The organism is Candidatus Manganitrophus noduliformans, assembly GCF_012184425.1.
Taxonomy (GTDB): Bacteria; Nitrospirota; Nitrospiria; order SBBL01; family Manganitrophaceae; genus Manganitrophus; species Manganitrophus noduliformans.
In genome coordinates this window covers 1,483,180-1,496,723 of sequence record NZ_VTOW01000001.1, presented here as the reverse complement: position 1 = coordinate 1,496,723, position 13,544 = coordinate 1,483,180, and the positions used below count along the sequence as shown (strand labels likewise).

12 protein-coding genes and 1 tRNA gene are annotated in these 13,544 nt (G+C 55.9%); 5 read left to right on the top strand and 8 right to left on the bottom strand.

Annotated elements, in window-relative coordinates; translation table 11 throughout:
* The first annotated feature begins 22 nt into the window (after positions 1–22).
* A complete protein-coding gene (rplT, locus tag MNODULE_RS07395; protein ID WP_168058790.1) occupies positions 23–382 on the top strand; it encodes a 50S ribosomal protein L20 in 360 nt (119 codons plus the stop codon).
* A gap of 51 nt (positions 383–433) precedes the next feature.
* On the opposite strand, the gene pheT is transcribed toward rplT, so the two are convergent.
* The 7 genes from pheT to def all read right to left on the bottom strand — a co-directional run bounded on the left by pheT (position 434) and on the right by def (position 8,174).
* The gene (gene pheT, locus MNODULE_RS07390; protein WP_168058789.1) at positions 434–2,152 is read right to left on the bottom strand and encodes a phenylalanine--tRNA ligase subunit beta; all 1,719 of its coding nucleotides are present in this window, start codon (positions 2,150–2,152) and stop codon (positions 434–436) included.
* A 5-nt stretch (positions 2,153–2,157) separates the two neighbouring features.
* Positions 2,158–3,729 (bottom strand): phenylalanine--tRNA ligase subunit alpha, encoded by a 1,572-nt coding sequence (pheS, locus tag MNODULE_RS07385; RefSeq protein ID WP_168058788.1) that lies wholly within the window; start codon positions 3,727–3,729, stop codon positions 2,158–2,160.
* A 10-nt stretch (positions 3,730–3,739) separates the two neighbouring features.
* Complete coding sequence (rpe, locus tag MNODULE_RS07380; RefSeq protein WP_168058787.1) at positions 3,740–4,429, bottom strand: ribulose-phosphate 3-epimerase; 690 nt, start codon at positions 4,427–4,429, stop codon at positions 3,740–3,742.
* 9 nt (positions 4,430–4,438) lie between these two features.
* Complete coding sequence (gene rsmB / locus MNODULE_RS07375; protein WP_272953224.1) at positions 4,439–5,743, bottom strand: 16S rRNA (cytosine(967)-C(5))-methyltransferase RsmB; 1,305 nt, start codon at positions 5,741–5,743, stop codon at positions 4,439–4,441.
* Between the two features lie 69 nt (positions 5,744–5,812).
* On the bottom strand, positions 5,813–6,673 hold the full coding sequence (htpX, locus tag MNODULE_RS07370; protein WP_168058785.1) for a zinc metalloprotease HtpX: 861 nt from the start codon (positions 6,671–6,673) through the stop codon (positions 5,813–5,815).
* A 12-nt stretch (positions 6,674–6,685) separates the two neighbouring features.
* Positions 6,686–7,645 (bottom strand): methionyl-tRNA formyltransferase, encoded by a 960-nt coding sequence (gene fmt / locus MNODULE_RS07365; RefSeq protein ID WP_168058784.1) that lies wholly within the window; start codon positions 7,643–7,645, stop codon positions 6,686–6,688.
* Position 7,646: 1 nt separating this feature from the next.
* Positions 7,647–8,174, bottom strand: a complete 528-nt coding sequence (def, locus tag MNODULE_RS07360) for a peptide deformylase (RefSeq protein ID WP_168058783.1) — start codon at positions 8,172–8,174, stop codon at positions 7,647–7,649.
* Positions 8,175–8,467: 293 nt separating this feature from the next.
* On the opposite strand from def, the gene MNODULE_RS07355 reads away from it, so the two are divergent.
* Positions 8,468–9,079, top strand: a complete 612-nt coding sequence (locus MNODULE_RS07355; RefSeq protein ID WP_168058782.1) for a hypothetical protein — start codon at positions 8,468–8,470, stop codon at positions 9,077–9,079.
* 93 nt (positions 9,080–9,172) lie between these two features.
* On the opposite strand, the gene MNODULE_RS07350 is transcribed toward MNODULE_RS07355, so the two are convergent.
* A complete protein-coding gene (locus tag MNODULE_RS07350) occupies positions 9,173–10,549 on the bottom strand; it encodes a glucose-6-phosphate isomerase (protein WP_168058781.1) in 1,377 nt (458 codons plus the stop codon).
* Between the two features lie 57 nt (positions 10,550–10,606).
* Here MNODULE_RS07350 and MNODULE_RS07345 point away from each other — a divergent pair.
* The 3 genes from MNODULE_RS07345 (at position 10,607) to MNODULE_RS07335 (ending at position 13,517) form a co-directional block, all read left to right on the top strand.
* Positions 10,607–10,683 (top strand) — tRNA-Met (locus MNODULE_RS07345).
* A 474-nt stretch (positions 10,684–11,157) separates the two neighbouring features.
* Positions 11,158–13,170 (top strand): diguanylate cyclase, encoded by a 2,013-nt coding sequence (locus MNODULE_RS07340; RefSeq protein ID WP_168058780.1) that lies wholly within the window; start codon positions 11,158–11,160, stop codon positions 13,168–13,170.
* Positions 13,167–13,517: a transcriptional regulator gene (locus MNODULE_RS07335; RefSeq protein WP_168058779.1), complete on the top strand. Its 351-nt coding sequence runs from the start codon at positions 13,167–13,169 to the stop codon at positions 13,515–13,517. The genes MNODULE_RS07340 and MNODULE_RS07335 overlap by 4 nt, the downstream gene beginning before the upstream one ends.
* The last annotated feature ends 27 nt before the right edge of the window (positions 13,518–13,544 follow it).

Genomic DNA, 13,544 nt, shown 5'->3' with positions numbered 1-13,544 from the left:
TCAGAACAGAAGGAGTTATAAAATGCCCAGAGCAAAAGGGGGTCCCAAAACCCGACAGCGCCGGAACGATCGCCTCAAGATGGCGAAAGGTTATTACGGCGGCAAAAGCCGGCTTTACCGAAGCGCCACGGAAGCCGTCGACAAATCACTTCTCTATGCCTACCGGGACCGGCGAGCGAAGAAGCGTGACTTTAGAGCCCTTTGGATTGCCCGGATCAACGCCGCCGTGCGAAGCGAGGGGATGACCTACAGCCGCTTTATGGAGGGGTTGAGGAAAGCAGGGATCTTGCTGAATCGAAAGATCCTCGCCGAAATGGCGGTTCACGATGCAACCGGGTTTAGCCGAATCCTCGCAACCGTCCAGGCAAAGATCAAAGGATAAAAAGGATCTCAAGAGAGATTTTAAGGGAAGGGGTGATGGATCGATCGTCCATCATCCCTTTTTATTTTGGTCGAGAGATTCAATGTCGATCTCAAACGCCGCCGCCGGCATTCCGATCTGCCACCGGGTCAGGACCTCAGGATCGATCTCACCGATAATTCCAGCCTCCCGCTCCCCGACGAAAATCGCCCCGGCCCGCCCCTCGATGAAGGTCGGGTGAGAGATCGCCTCCAATCGATAGCGAAGCGAAAGGTTGTAACAGAAGGCCTCCAGGACGGCGTGCAGTTCGGAGAAGTTGGCGGTCGGATGCGCCATCAACGCCGCGAGATGAACGCGGGTCTCCGTCTCTTCTCCCGACGCCGTGAACCGCGCCACCTCGCCGACCTCGAAAATCCGATGGGGATAAAAGGCCTTGGAGCTGGCGTTCTCTACCCGCAGCAACGACGGCAGAAGCCAAGGGCGCAAAATGGAAAAACGCTCCGTCATCGGATTTTTGATCTCGATCAGACGCCCTTCCGGCCGCTCTTTCCCCACCTGCTCGACTCGCATCCGCTCCACAAACTCCTGGCGGGAACCAAGGACATTCGAGAAGACCTCTTGAAGACCCAAGCCGACCATCTCCTCTCGAAGTCGGTCGGAGAGCCGCTCCAGCGGCGAAAGCGATCCGACGGTGAAGGTCGACGGCATCTCCGGCTCAAAATGGGCAATGCCGCGGCTGATCACGAAATCTTCGATCACATCGATCGGGTGCATCATGTCATCCCGATAGGGCGGGGCGGTCACCCGAAACGGCTTCCCTTCGCCGGAAAGGGTATAGCCGTAACGAGAGAGAAGAGAGGTCACCTCTTCCCGCGTCACCTTCTCCCCGAGCACCTGGTTGAAATCATCCAGGGTCACCTCCAAAGGAGCGGAGAAGTCGAGCGGCATCACGATCTCTCTTCCGAACGCGGTCTCCTCCGGGAATTGGACGGTGACCGGCTCGATCGTCGCCCCGCGGTCGGAAAGGTTGGCGGCAAAGATATTCAGCGCCAGCAACACCATCCGCAGATCACTCCCGGTCACTTCGACAAAAAGCTCGGAATCCCCCACCTGGACCTCCCCGATCTCGCGGCTGTTGATGATCGGCGGGAAGGAGAGGATCTGCTCTTTCGCATCGATCAAGATCGGATAACGATCGGCCCCCTTCAATGTGTGGGCGTAGGCCACTCCTTTCGGATGGCGTGCGAGGATTTCGGCAAGACTCATCGGTTGATCGAAGCCGAGCGGCGTGAAGCGGGTTTTCACCGGATCGGCCACTTCGTACCGGACCGGGAAGACAATTTTCGGAAGACGGTAAAGGCCGATCGAAACCGTCTGGCGTTTTCGCCCGAAGATCTCCGCCAGCTTCTCCTGAGTTTGGATGAGCTGAACCAGGATCGGATCGGTCACCCGCATCCCCCTCGCCACACAGGCCGCCAAATAGGGGCGGATCGACTTTAATTCCTTCGCCACCGTCACCTTCCGATCCGCTGTCCCCTTCCGATCGGTAAAAAATGGATGGTTCTTCCGCTTCGATTCGATCAGGAGGACCTGGCGCGCAATGCCCTCCGAGCACCAAAGGTCGGGACGGTTGCTGTCGTTTAATTCGATCTTGGCGGTATCTTCCTTGGGAAGAAAATCCTTCACCTCCCCCTTCACATACTCCAGGAGCGATTCAAGTTCGGCCTCGCTGATCTTTCCTTTTCCCAGGAGCGATTCAAAATCGCTGATTTTGATCTCAATCGTCGGCATCGCGTCTAACCCAGTCCTTCCTGTACCGTTCGTTTTTCGCGGATCAATCCAAGGTCGGGCGAGAAGAGATCCCGAATATCGGAGATCCCCAGCGCCACCATCGCCATCCGATCCAACCCCAGTCCCCAGGCAATCACCGGAACGTCGACCCCCAGCGGGTTCGTTACCTCCGGGCGGAAGAGCCCCGCGCCGCCCAACTCCATCCAACCGAGCTTCGGATGCCGGACGTGCATTTCGACCGACGGCTCCGTGAAGGGGAAGTAGGCCGGAAGAAACTTGATCTCCTCCGCCCGCGCGACCTCTTTTGCAAAGAGGGTCAGAAGCCCCAGCAGGGTGCGGAAATGAATCTCCTGTCCCAGAACGATCCCTTCCACCTGAAAGAAGTCGGGCGCGTGGGTCGCATCGACCTGATCGTACCGGAAACAACGCGCAATCGAGAAGTACTTCCCGGGAATTTTCGGCTTCCCCCCGAGCGTCCGGGCCGAAACCGCCGTTCCCTGGCTCCGGAGAACCAACCGCCGGGTCCGCTGCACATCGAAGGGATAACGCCAGCCGCGCGAGCCGGTCTCCCCGCCGTTTCGATGCGCATCGGCCACCCGCGCCACCACCTTCTCTGGAATTTGTTCGTCGATCCCTTCCACGAAGTAGACGTCGTGAATCTCCCGCGCCGGATGAAACTGCGGCATGTAGAGGGCGTCCATGTCCCAGAACTCACTCTCCACCAGCGGGCCGCGCATCTCTTCGAACCCCATTGAGATGAACTTCTGTTTCACCTGATCGAGGAAGCTTCGATAGGGATGCTTCCGGCCGCCGACGATTCGGGGAGGGGGAAGCTGGATATTATATTTTCTGAATTTTTTTCCCCTCCAACTCCCCTCTTTCAGCATTTCGGGGGTGAGGGTACCGACCTCTTCGGCCCCCCCCACCGACTGACTCCGCTCGTAGAGCGGACCAAAACGCTCCGTCGGCGCATAAATCCGGGTGATCCGCTCATTGACCCGGAAAATCCCCTTCGACTTCCCCCGCTTCCGATGATAGGCCGCAATCGTCGCTTGGTCTTCAGAAGAGAGGGCCGTCATCTCCGACTCTTCCGAGGTCTGAGAGAGTCGACCAATCACTGCCTGAAGTTGCTCGAACTCTGCAAGCTTGGAGGGATCGGCAATCTCCAACAGTCCGCCGGGCACCACACGGACCGCGCCGGTCTCCTTGAGGGCGCCGATCGCCCCGCTCTTCTCATCCGGCTCCATGTCGGTCCGCTGCTGAAGCTCCCGGATCGGAACCTGGCCCCGCGAGCGGATCTCGTCGGCCATTCGGAGCGCCGGGTTTTTCTGCGCGGCATACGATCGGCCGACCTCGGTCAACGAAACCAGCTCCTGCCGCTGCTCCTCAATCACCTTGATCACTTCTTTCGAAAGGAGCCATCCGAGCGCCATCGACAGCTGGGAGGGTTGCAGCGACGGCTCCTTCCGGAGGATCTCTTCTTCATCCAGGCGCGCTTGCCCCTGAAAAATGGGCAGGACCTTCCGCTCAAGGGGATGGAGGCTCTCCGCCAGCTTTAAAATTTCATTCTCTTCCACAAATCACCCTTTATGTAATCTCTTCGCGAAATTGACGGATCGTCGCTCGATAGTCCTCGCTCTCAAAAATCGCAGAGCCGGCGACGAAAACATCGACCCCCGCCTCGGCGAGCTGACGCGCGTTAGTCGCCTTGATTCCGCCGTCGACTTCCAGATCGATCGCGAGTCCTCGCGCATCGATCATCTTCCGGGCGGCCCGAATTTTATCGAGAACCTTCGGGATAAACTTCTGCCCTCCGAAGCCGGGATTCACCGACATCAACAGGAGAAGATCGATCTCGTCGATGATCTCTTCGATCGCCGAAATCGGGGTCGCCGGATTCAACGAAACCCCCGCGCGCGCCCCTTGTTGTTTGATCAGCTGAATCGTCCGGTGAAGATGCGGACAGGCTTCTACATGGACCGTGACCGAAGTGGCTCCTTCTTTGATGAATTCGGGAATGAGATGATCCGGCTCGACGATCATCAGATGAACATCGAGCGGAAGTGCCGTGACCTTCTTCGCCGCCTCGACGATCAACGGCCCGACCGTCAGATTCGGAACGAACCGGCCGTCCATCACATCGATATGGATCCAGTCGGCCCCCGCCGCGTCAACCGCCTTGATCTCTTCCCCCAGCCGGGAGAAGTCGGCCGACAAGATCGACGGCGCGATCTTCCTTCCCTTGTTTCCAGAACCGGATCGACCGGATGGTGTCATCTTTCTCTCCTACGCGATGCGGATCCAACGGACGGCGAAAAACTGGTCCATTTTATCCGAATTGAAGCGCGTTGTAAAATGATTCCGCTCATCAACATACTTCCGGGCACCCTCGGGAAGACTCTCCCGGGGATCTTCTCTCTTTAGCTCCGGATGGGCCGCTTCAAAGGCCGCCGTCTGCTCTTCATTCTCTTCCGGCTCGGTGGAGCAGGTCGCATAGATCAATCGGCCGCCGACTTTGAGATGCTTCAACGCCTGCTCCAGAATCTGCCGCTGCTCCTTGGCATAGTCGGGGATGATCGACGGCTTCTTCCGCCACTTCCCTTCGGGAATCCGCCGCAGAATTCCAAGAGCCGAGCAAGGGGCATCAATTAGAATGCGGTCATAACGCCGTTCAGTGGCTGTTGCCTGAGCGAGCGTTTCTATCTCAATACCGGGTGTCTGCAGACGGCTGAGATTCTCCCGAATGAGATGAAGCCGATCGGCATGGATATCGGTCGCCGTCACGTGTGCCCGCCCGCCCGCTAACTCGGCCAGATGGGTCGTCTTTCCTCCCGGCGCGGCACAAAAATCGAGGAGGCTCTCTCCCGGTTTTGGATCGACCAGATCGGAGATCAATTGTGCCCCTTCGTCCTGAACATAAAAAAGCCCCTCCCGATAAGAAGGAAGGGAGGAGACAGAAATACCTCGAACAAAAAGTGTGTGGGGAGAAAGCGTTGAGAGGGCGACCGTCGCCCCTTCCGCCTCCAGCCGCTTCACCAGCTCTTCTCTTCTGATCTTTAAGACATTGGTTCGAAGCGTGGTCGTTGGGACTTCGTTATTGGATTGGCAGAACTGGAATGTTTTTTCTCGGCCCCAACGGGCGAGCCATCGGCGGACCATCCAATCCGGGTGAGAAGTGGCGACCGAAATGAACACGACCGGATCTCCCTTCGGATCGGGAGCGGGGAGATGATCTTTCTGCCGGAGGATGTTTCTAAGTAAACCGTTGACCAGCCGGGAGGCGGCGATCCCCTCTTCCTCCTTCGCCAGCTCTACCGAAGTGTTCACTGCTGCGGAAGGAGGAATCTTGTTAAGAAACAGAAGCTGGTAAAGCCCGAGTCGAAGGATGTTCCGAATCGCCGGGTGGATTTTTTTGACTTTGGAGAAATGATCGATCTGCCAGTCGAGATAGCCTCGCTGGCGGAGGATGCCGTAGACCAGCTCGGTCAGCAGCGCCCGATCACGCCGCTCCATCGGATGAGCCGTCAGATAACGATCGATTAAGGCGCTCAGATCGTCCTGGCGCAATTCCGATTCAGCCAAGAGAAACAAAGCCCCCGGCCGGGCGGCCGGGGGCTTTTTCTTAGAACGAATGAGTCTTTGATTCGAGATAGACTACCCTTATCTTCGGCCGTAGACCATTGCTTCCAGCCGAGCAATCCGCTCCTCCATCGGAGGATGGGTCGAGAAGAGCGACATCATCCCGCCCCCTCGCAAGGGGCTGACGATGAACATATGCGCGGTCGCCGGGTTGGCATCCATCGGTACCCGCTGAACACCGACATGCAGCTTCCGCAGCGCCTCGGCCAGCCAGAGCGGATTGCCGCAGAGCTTCGCCCCGCCGGCATCGGCTTCGAACTCTCTGGAACGGGAGACCGCCATCTGGATCATCATCGCCGCGATCGGCGCCAGGATAATCATGACGATCGCCCCCAATCCGCTCATCCCCCCTTCGCGGTCACCCGACCGACCGCCGAAACCGCCGAAAATCATCGCCCACTGCGCCATGTTGGCCAACATCGAGATGGCGCCGGCCACCGTCGCCGCGACGGTTGAAATGAGGATATCGCGATGCCGAACGTGAGAAAGCTCATGCGCCAAGACACCGGTTAATTCTTCCCGGTTCAGAATCCGCATGATCCCGGTGGTTACCGCCACCGCGGCATGCTCCGGATTACGGCCGGTCGCAAAAGCATTCGGGGTCGGATTGTCGATGAGGTAGACCTTAGGCATCGGCATCTTCGCCCGCATCGCCAGGTCGGCGACAATGTTGTAGAGCTGCGGCGCGTCGGCCTCGGTGACCGGTTGAGCCCGATACATTTTCAAAACGATTTTATCCGAAAACCAATAGCTGATACCATTCATCACCAGAGCAAAACCAAACGCCAGGATCATCCCCTGATTTCCACCCAACGCTTTCCCCGCAAACACAAGCAGAACCGTTAATAGGGTCAGGAAAAAGGTTGTTTTCAATGCGTTCACGTAGACACCTCCTTATCGGTGTAGAACAGTCCGTTCTTGGATCGGGTGACCTGCCGCATACTCCCAAGCGGTCATCCTCCGACCCCCTTCCGGCTGCAATTCATTGATTAAGATATAACCCATCCCCGCGGCCACTTCAAGTCCTTTCTCGGAAAGACGGATGATTTCACCCGGCCGGCCCCATTCTCCCTCCCGGCTTCCGATATGAAGTTCTGTGATCTTCCAGCGTTTTCCCTGATAGAAGGTCGTCGTCCCCGGCCAGGGATCGACCCCTCTTGCCCGATGAGAGATCGCCTCGGCGCTCTCCTCCCAACTGATGAGGCCGTCTTCTTTTTTAAGAAGGGGCGCCAGAGTCGCCTGCGAATGATCTTGCGTGATCGGAGCGAGCTTCCCCTCCTTCAAAATAGAGAGGGTTTCGACCAACACCGACGCGCCGATCTTCGCCAGGCGCGGAGAAAGGGTCGCCGCCGTATCGCTTGGCTCGATCGGGACAGAACGCCGAAGCAACATCGGTCCGGTATCCATTCCGGGGTCCATTTGCATCGTCGTCACCCCGGTCTCCCGCTCTCCCCGGATGATCGCCCACTGAATCGGCGCCGCCCCGCGGTACTTCGGCAAGAGGGAAGCATGGACATTGATGCAGCCGAATCGCGGGATCTTCAACACCGACTCCGGAAGAATCTGGCCGAAGGCGACGACAATAATGACATCGGGCGCGAGTTGAGAGAGATGTTGGATGAAAGCGGGATCTTTTCGAATCCGCTCCGGTTGTGAAACCGGGATCGACCGCTTGAGAGCAGCTATTTTAATCGGAGGAGGGGTTAAGATCTCGCCGCGTCCCTTCGGACGATCAGGCTGAGTGACGACGGCAATGATCTCTTCAGACGCGGCGAGCGCCTCGAACGTGGGAAGAGCGAAGTCGGGAGTCCCCATGAAAACAGCGCGCAGCCGCTTCGGGTTTGTTGCGGGCATATCAAAAGGACTCTCCCTGCTTCAGCATTTTTTTGAACTTGCGGAAGAAGATATCTTTTTTGAGGCTGCTGAAGCGCTCGACCATCAGAACGCCGTTGATGTGGTCCACCTCATGCTGAAAGAGCCGGGCGAGAAGCCCCTCTCCTTCAATACGGATCTCTTTCCCCTCCCGATCAAGCCCCCGGAGAAGAACACGATAGGCCCGTTTTACCTTTTCATGATAGCCCGGGATCGAAAGGCACCCTTCATCGGAAACCTCTTCCCCCTCCATCTCCAAAATCTCCGGGTTGAGAACAACCAGCGGTCCTTTGCGGGCAACCGGCTCTTCCTCTTGAACCGAAAGATCGTAAACAAAAAAACGGCGGGAATCGCCTACTTGAGGGGCGGCCAGCCCGAGACCGGGTGCGGCATAGAGGGTCTCGATCATCTCGTCGATTTGCTTCTGAAGCGCGCCGTCGACCTCTCGGACCTCTTCGGCCCGCTGAAGCAGGACCGGGGCCGGGTATTTTACAATTTCCAGAACCGGCATTGCGAAGAACTCCTATCCATCCGAAAATAAAAATTATACCGGCTCTCTGAGGCCTAATCAAGCCCTATCTCAGCGATTCGATCGGCCGCCCAACATAAAAGAATACGATGCGTCAGCCGTTATTACCTAGGATATAATTTTGCTTGCAATTACTTAAGTTAACAGATAATATCCCGCCGTGTTCCACAGGAAAATAAAGTCGCCGAGTACCTTCCGGAAATGATCCGGGGCCTGGAGAGTTGGGGCGCCTAAATCAAATAAACACTTATCAACCAAACCGCTAAGGAGGGAAAATGATGAAGCGTCTTCTCATTGCAATCGGTATCGTCGCACTCGCTTTCAGTTTTACCCTTTCTCTTGATGCCGCGGAGAAGGAAAAGGGGGGAGGAAAGAAGGGGAAAAAGGGAATCAAGGAGATGTCTCAAAAGCAGTTGGTCAAGCTGGCACTGAGCGCCGCGCCCGGCCATATCTCAAAAGATGCGACGATCATGGTGCCGGGCGCGGACGGCAAGATGGTCGAGGCGAAGAAGGGAACCAACGGCTTTACTTGTATTCCCGATGTCGATGGAATGCCGGTGCCCGATCCCATTTGTTACGATGAGCAATCGGGCAAATGGATCAATGATCTGATGAGCGGGGCGCCCAACCCGACCAATACCGCGCCGGGTGTCGCCTACATGGCGCGCGGGGGTTGGCACTTTGAAAAGGACGGAAAGATTCTCATGAAAAATGAAGCGGGGGCAACACCAATCGAGGAGCCTCCCCACTGGATGCTCCTATGGCCGTTGGATTCGAAAACATCCGGAATTCCGTCCATGCCGAACAAGCTCGGCACCTATGTGATGTGGGATGGAACCCCTTACGCCCATCTGATGGTCTATCAAGATCCCAAGAAGATAAAATAGGTTTTCCGTCAACGAGGCGTCTGAATCCGTTCGCCTTATGTCTGCCGCGCCGCTGTACCGTCGGCGAGCGCGGCAGACGAACAGACCCCCGGCTCAGCGTCGCTTGGAGGTCTCTTTGGTGCGGTTCTGTCCTTCTTCCTTCAACAATTTATGAATGATCCTTTTCCCCGCCTCCACACCCGGCTGATCGAACGGATTGATTCCGTAGAGCTTCCCTGCAAAAGCGGTCTGAAATTCAAAGAAATAAAAAAGAGCCCCCAAATAATAGGGGTTGATCTCCGGGACGATGAGTTTACAATTCGGCCGCCCCGACTCCACAAGCGACGCTTCAATCGCGCGCTGTTCGATCTTCAAAAGACTTCCCAACGTGTGACCGGCAAGCAGCCCGATCGGGGTGTCGGACCGAACCGTCGGAAAGGGGAGATCCTTCCCGAACGATCCGACAACGAGAAACTGAATCGTCTTATCAACCGGCCCCTCCATGTAGAGTTGAAGCTGAGAGTGTTGATCGGTGGCCCCGACCGCGACCACCGGGGTCTGCCCGACGGAAATCCGCTTGCCGCTGATATCCTTTTCCTTTCCTAAGCTTTCGGCCCAGAGCTGTACAAACCACTGAGCCACTCCCACCAATCCCTCCGAATAGGGCATCAGCACCAGGATATTCCGGCGCTTGATCAAGTAGGCCCAATGATGCACGAAGGCCCCCCAAACCGCGGCGTTTTCGTGGGGAGGAACTTTTTGAAACTCCTGATCCAGGTCGGCCGCCCCTTGCAACATCAGATCGATGTCGATCCCGGAAACCGCCGCCGGGAAGAGCCCTACCGGCGTTAAGACGGAAAACCGCCCGCCGACCGGCTCCGGGATTTCGAGGGTCGCATATCCTTCTTTTTGGGCGATTTCACGCAGCGTTCCTTTTTTGGGATCGGTGGTGACAATGAAATGGGCCGCTCCCTTCTCTTTCCCAACCTTCTTGTAAATCCACTTTTGAAAGATCAGGAACTGCGCCAGCGTCTCGATCGTCCCCCCCGACTTCGTTACCACGTTGACCGCGGTCTTGGAGGGATCGAGCACCTCAAGAAGAGAGGCCACTTCGGTCGGATCGACATTGTCGAGGAAGAACATCCTCGGCCCGCCCCGCTCTTTTTTCGAGAGGAGATTATAATAGGGGGAATGGAGCGCCTGTTGGATGGCGATCGGCCCCAGCGCCGATCCGCCGATTCCAAGAAGAACAAAGTTCTCGAACCGGCCTTGGACCTTTTTGGCGAGTGCCTTGATTTTCTCTGTCGGTTGATAGGGGAGATCCAGGAACGCCAGGTTCCCTTTGTTTCGGCTCTCCCGAAATGTGCGGTAAACATCATCCAACAGAGGAAAGGCGCGCGCGCATTCCTCTTCTCCCATGCCGTGCACCGGTCCGATCTGGTCGGTCATCATGTTTTTGAAATCGAATGTCAGGGATGGAACGCGCTTCATGTCTCCTCCTCAGAGATTCAACCTTGACTTCACTATCCCCGTCTGTTAGGATGCAGTTGCGGGGTGGAGCAGTCTGGTAGCTCGTCGGGCTCATAACCCGAAGGTCGTCGGTTCAAATCCGGCCCCCGCAACCAACTAAACCGGCAAATTTTAAATTATTTGATATAGAGGTTAGCTGAAAAGCTAGCCTTTTTTGTTTCCTAAGGCCGAAGTAAAGAACAAAGCGGACCATCGCGTGTCGCATTCTTCATCCCCGCTTCGTTTCTACACCAGATCCCGTCAAGACGACCATCGTCTTCCTTAGTTGCGCATCACTATAGAATAATGTTTCACAGGATTCAACGAAAAAGCGCAATTTGTCATAAAGATTGGAAGAAAGAGTCGATCTAATTCACATTGAGGAGATCTTACTCGTGGAATCAGAACCGCTCCATACGGCCGGTTCACTTCCATTTTACCCCTTGATCGATCAAAAACTTGTTTTTTAAGCGGCCAATTGCTCGCAATGAATTTTCCATCAGCAGCGCCTCTCCCCTCGTTCCTTGACGAAACAGCTTTAGCCGATATACTTAAAAAAACAATTGGCGACTTATGTCCGCTCAACAAAAATGACGATTTGTAAAAATTCGGTCTATCGCTACGGCTTTGCTCTTGCCGTCGTTGCCGTTTCCTTTCCTCTCAAAACGACTTTGATCCCCCTGATCGGTCGAGAGGTTTCCTTCCTTCTTTTCTCTGCAGCCACCATCGTCAGCACCTGGTACGGAGGGGTCGGACCGGGTCTCCTCGCCTCCTTTTCATCCATGCTTCTTCACGGAGGTCTCACCCCCCCAAGCGACCCTCTTCCAACATCCGAGTGGTTCTTCTTCAAAGCCTTTTTAATCACCTCTCTTTCAGTCGCATGGGGATCGGCGCGACACCGGGCAGAGGCAACGAAAGAAGAAAATCGACAGCTTCTCAGAAAGATGGAGCAATCGATCTCGGAGCATGCTGGAACAGTTGAAACGACCGGCAAAGATCTTGAAAATAAAATGCGCGATCGAATACAAAAAGAAGAGGAGCTGAAGACCGCTCTTTCATTGGTGAACGCCGCCTTGGAGTCGACGACCGACGGACTCCTCGTGGTCGACCAGACGGGAAAAATCAGAACATTTAACCGAAAATTCGTCGATATGTGGCAGATCCCCCGCGAGATTATCGCTTCCCAAGACGATAACCAATCCATCAACTATGTCCTCGGGCAATTGAAGGAGCCGGAACAGTTCATCGCCAAAATCCGGGAGCTTTATGCTCAACCGGAGGCGGAGAGTTACGATATCCTTGAATTCAAAGATGGAAAAATCTTCGAGCGTTATTCCAAGCCGCAACAGATCGAGAAGACGAGCGGCCGCGTCTGGAGCTTCCGCGATATCACCGAGCGCCGGCGGAACGAGAAGGCGCTGCAGGAGCAAGCCATCCGGGACTCCCTCACCGGCCTCTACAACCGGCGCTACTTCGACCAGCGGGCCGAAGATGAAATCGCACGGGCGAACCGGGAGAAATATCCCGTCGCAATTTTAATGTGCGACCTCGATTTCTTTAAAGTACTGAACGACACCTTGGGCCATCAGGTCGGCGATCGCATGTTGAAGGCGGTGGCGTTAAGCATCCTTGACTCCACCCGCGGCATCGATTTAATCTTCCGTTGGGGAGGAGATGAGATCGTGGTGGTCCTTTCGAAAGCAACCCGTGACGGGGTTCTCACGGCGGCGAACCGGATCAGGGAAGGAATTCTCAAAATTGGGAATGAAGCGGATATTCCCCTCGACGTCAGCATCGGCATCTCCCTTTATCCCGAACACGGCCGGACGGTCGACGAATTGATCAGCATGGCCGACCGCTCCCTCTACATCGCCAAAAAGGGGGGAGATAAGATCCACATCGGGGACAAAGAGTATGATCTGGATGAAAACGCGGTGACGACCGTCTTTCAACCGGTGATCGAGATCTCCTCCCATCGGATCATCGGGTATGAAGCGCTCAGCCGCGATCCTCAGGGAAAGTTAAGCATCGCTGAACTTTTCAAAAAGTATCAGGCGATCGGCCAGTTGAGCGAGTTAAAACGGATCTGTTTTCAATTGCAGCTCAAGGCGGCGCAACGGCTCCGGCTTCAGCGCGTCTTCATCAATGTCGATTTCAACCTCCTCGATCAGGTCGGCCTGATTTCCAAACCCCCAGACGTCGAAGTCATTTTGGAGATCTCCGAATCGGAGGCCCTCCATAATATCGACCAACGCCTGCAAATCGCTCGAAGCTGGAAAGAACAAGGATTTAAATTTGCCATGGATGATTTCGGAGCCAGTTTTGTCTCCCTTCCCTTTATCTCCCAGCTCGTTCCCGACTACATCAAAATCGACCGATCGGCCATCCTCCAGGCGGTCGAATCGAAGGTGTTCCGCCAGTTTCTCAAAGAGTTGGTCGGGGCGCTGCGGAATCATGAGCCCTCCGGAATCATTGCCGAGGGGATTGAAACCGAAGAGGAATTGAGCATCGTGCGGGAGATGGAGATTCATTTTGCGCAAGGTTTTCTGTTCGGAAAGCCGCAAGCGATCCTCTCCCCTCCTCCGCCGGAGGCCGTTCGATGACCGATCGAAACCTCCCCTCGTCCAACCGTCCCGCCTCGGAGACCCTCCGAAAAAAAATCATGGTCGAATTGGAAAGCCGGATGATGACCGCGCGCGATCTCTCGAAGCGCCTGCGCGCCACCGAGAAAGAGATCATCGGCCATCTGGAGCACGTGGCGAAGAGCGTGCGGCCGCCGAAGCGGCTGATCATCGCCCCTTCTTTTTGTAATCAATGTCAGTTCACCTTTTCCGATCGTCGAAAATTTTCGAGTCCCAGCCGATGCCCCCAATGCCGGCATGAAGGGATTTCCCCACCCGCCTTTCGAATCGAGGGGGGGCTAGAAAGCGGGAAGGTCGATCCGACTTAAGGCTTGACCCCTCTCCGGTTCCATGGT

Coding starts and splice junctions, on each gene's coding strand:
- pheT (WP_168058789.1), bottom strand. CDS start 2,152: ATGCCGACGATTGAGATCAAAATCAGCGATTTTGAATCGCTCCTGGGA.
- MNODULE_RS07335 (WP_168058779.1), top strand. CDS start 13,167: ATGACCGATCGAAACCTCCCCTCGTCCAACCGTCCCGCCTCGGAGACC.
- MNODULE_RS07350 (WP_168058781.1), bottom strand. CDS start 10,549: ATGAAGCGCGTTCCATCCCTGACATTCGATTTCAAAAACATGATGACC.
- MNODULE_RS07355 (WP_168058782.1), top strand. CDS start 8,468: ATGATGAAGCGTCTTCTCATTGCAATCGGTATCGTCGCACTCGCTTTC.
- def (WP_168058783.1), bottom strand. CDS start 8,174: ATGCCGGTTCTGGAAATTGTAAAATACCCGGCCCCGGTCCTGCTTCAG.
- rplT (WP_168058790.1), top strand. CDS start 23: ATGCCCAGAGCAAAAGGGGGTCCCAAAACCCGACAGCGCCGGAACGAT.
- MNODULE_RS07340 (WP_168058780.1), top strand. CDS start 11,158: ATGACGATTTGTAAAAATTCGGTCTATCGCTACGGCTTTGCTCTTGCC.
- rpe (WP_168058787.1), bottom strand. CDS start 4,429: ATGACACCATCCGGTCGATCCGGTTCTGGAAACAAGGGAAGGAAGATC.
- fmt (WP_168058784.1), bottom strand. CDS start 7,645: ATGCCCGCAACAAACCCGAAGCGGCTGCGCGCTGTTTTCATGGGGACT.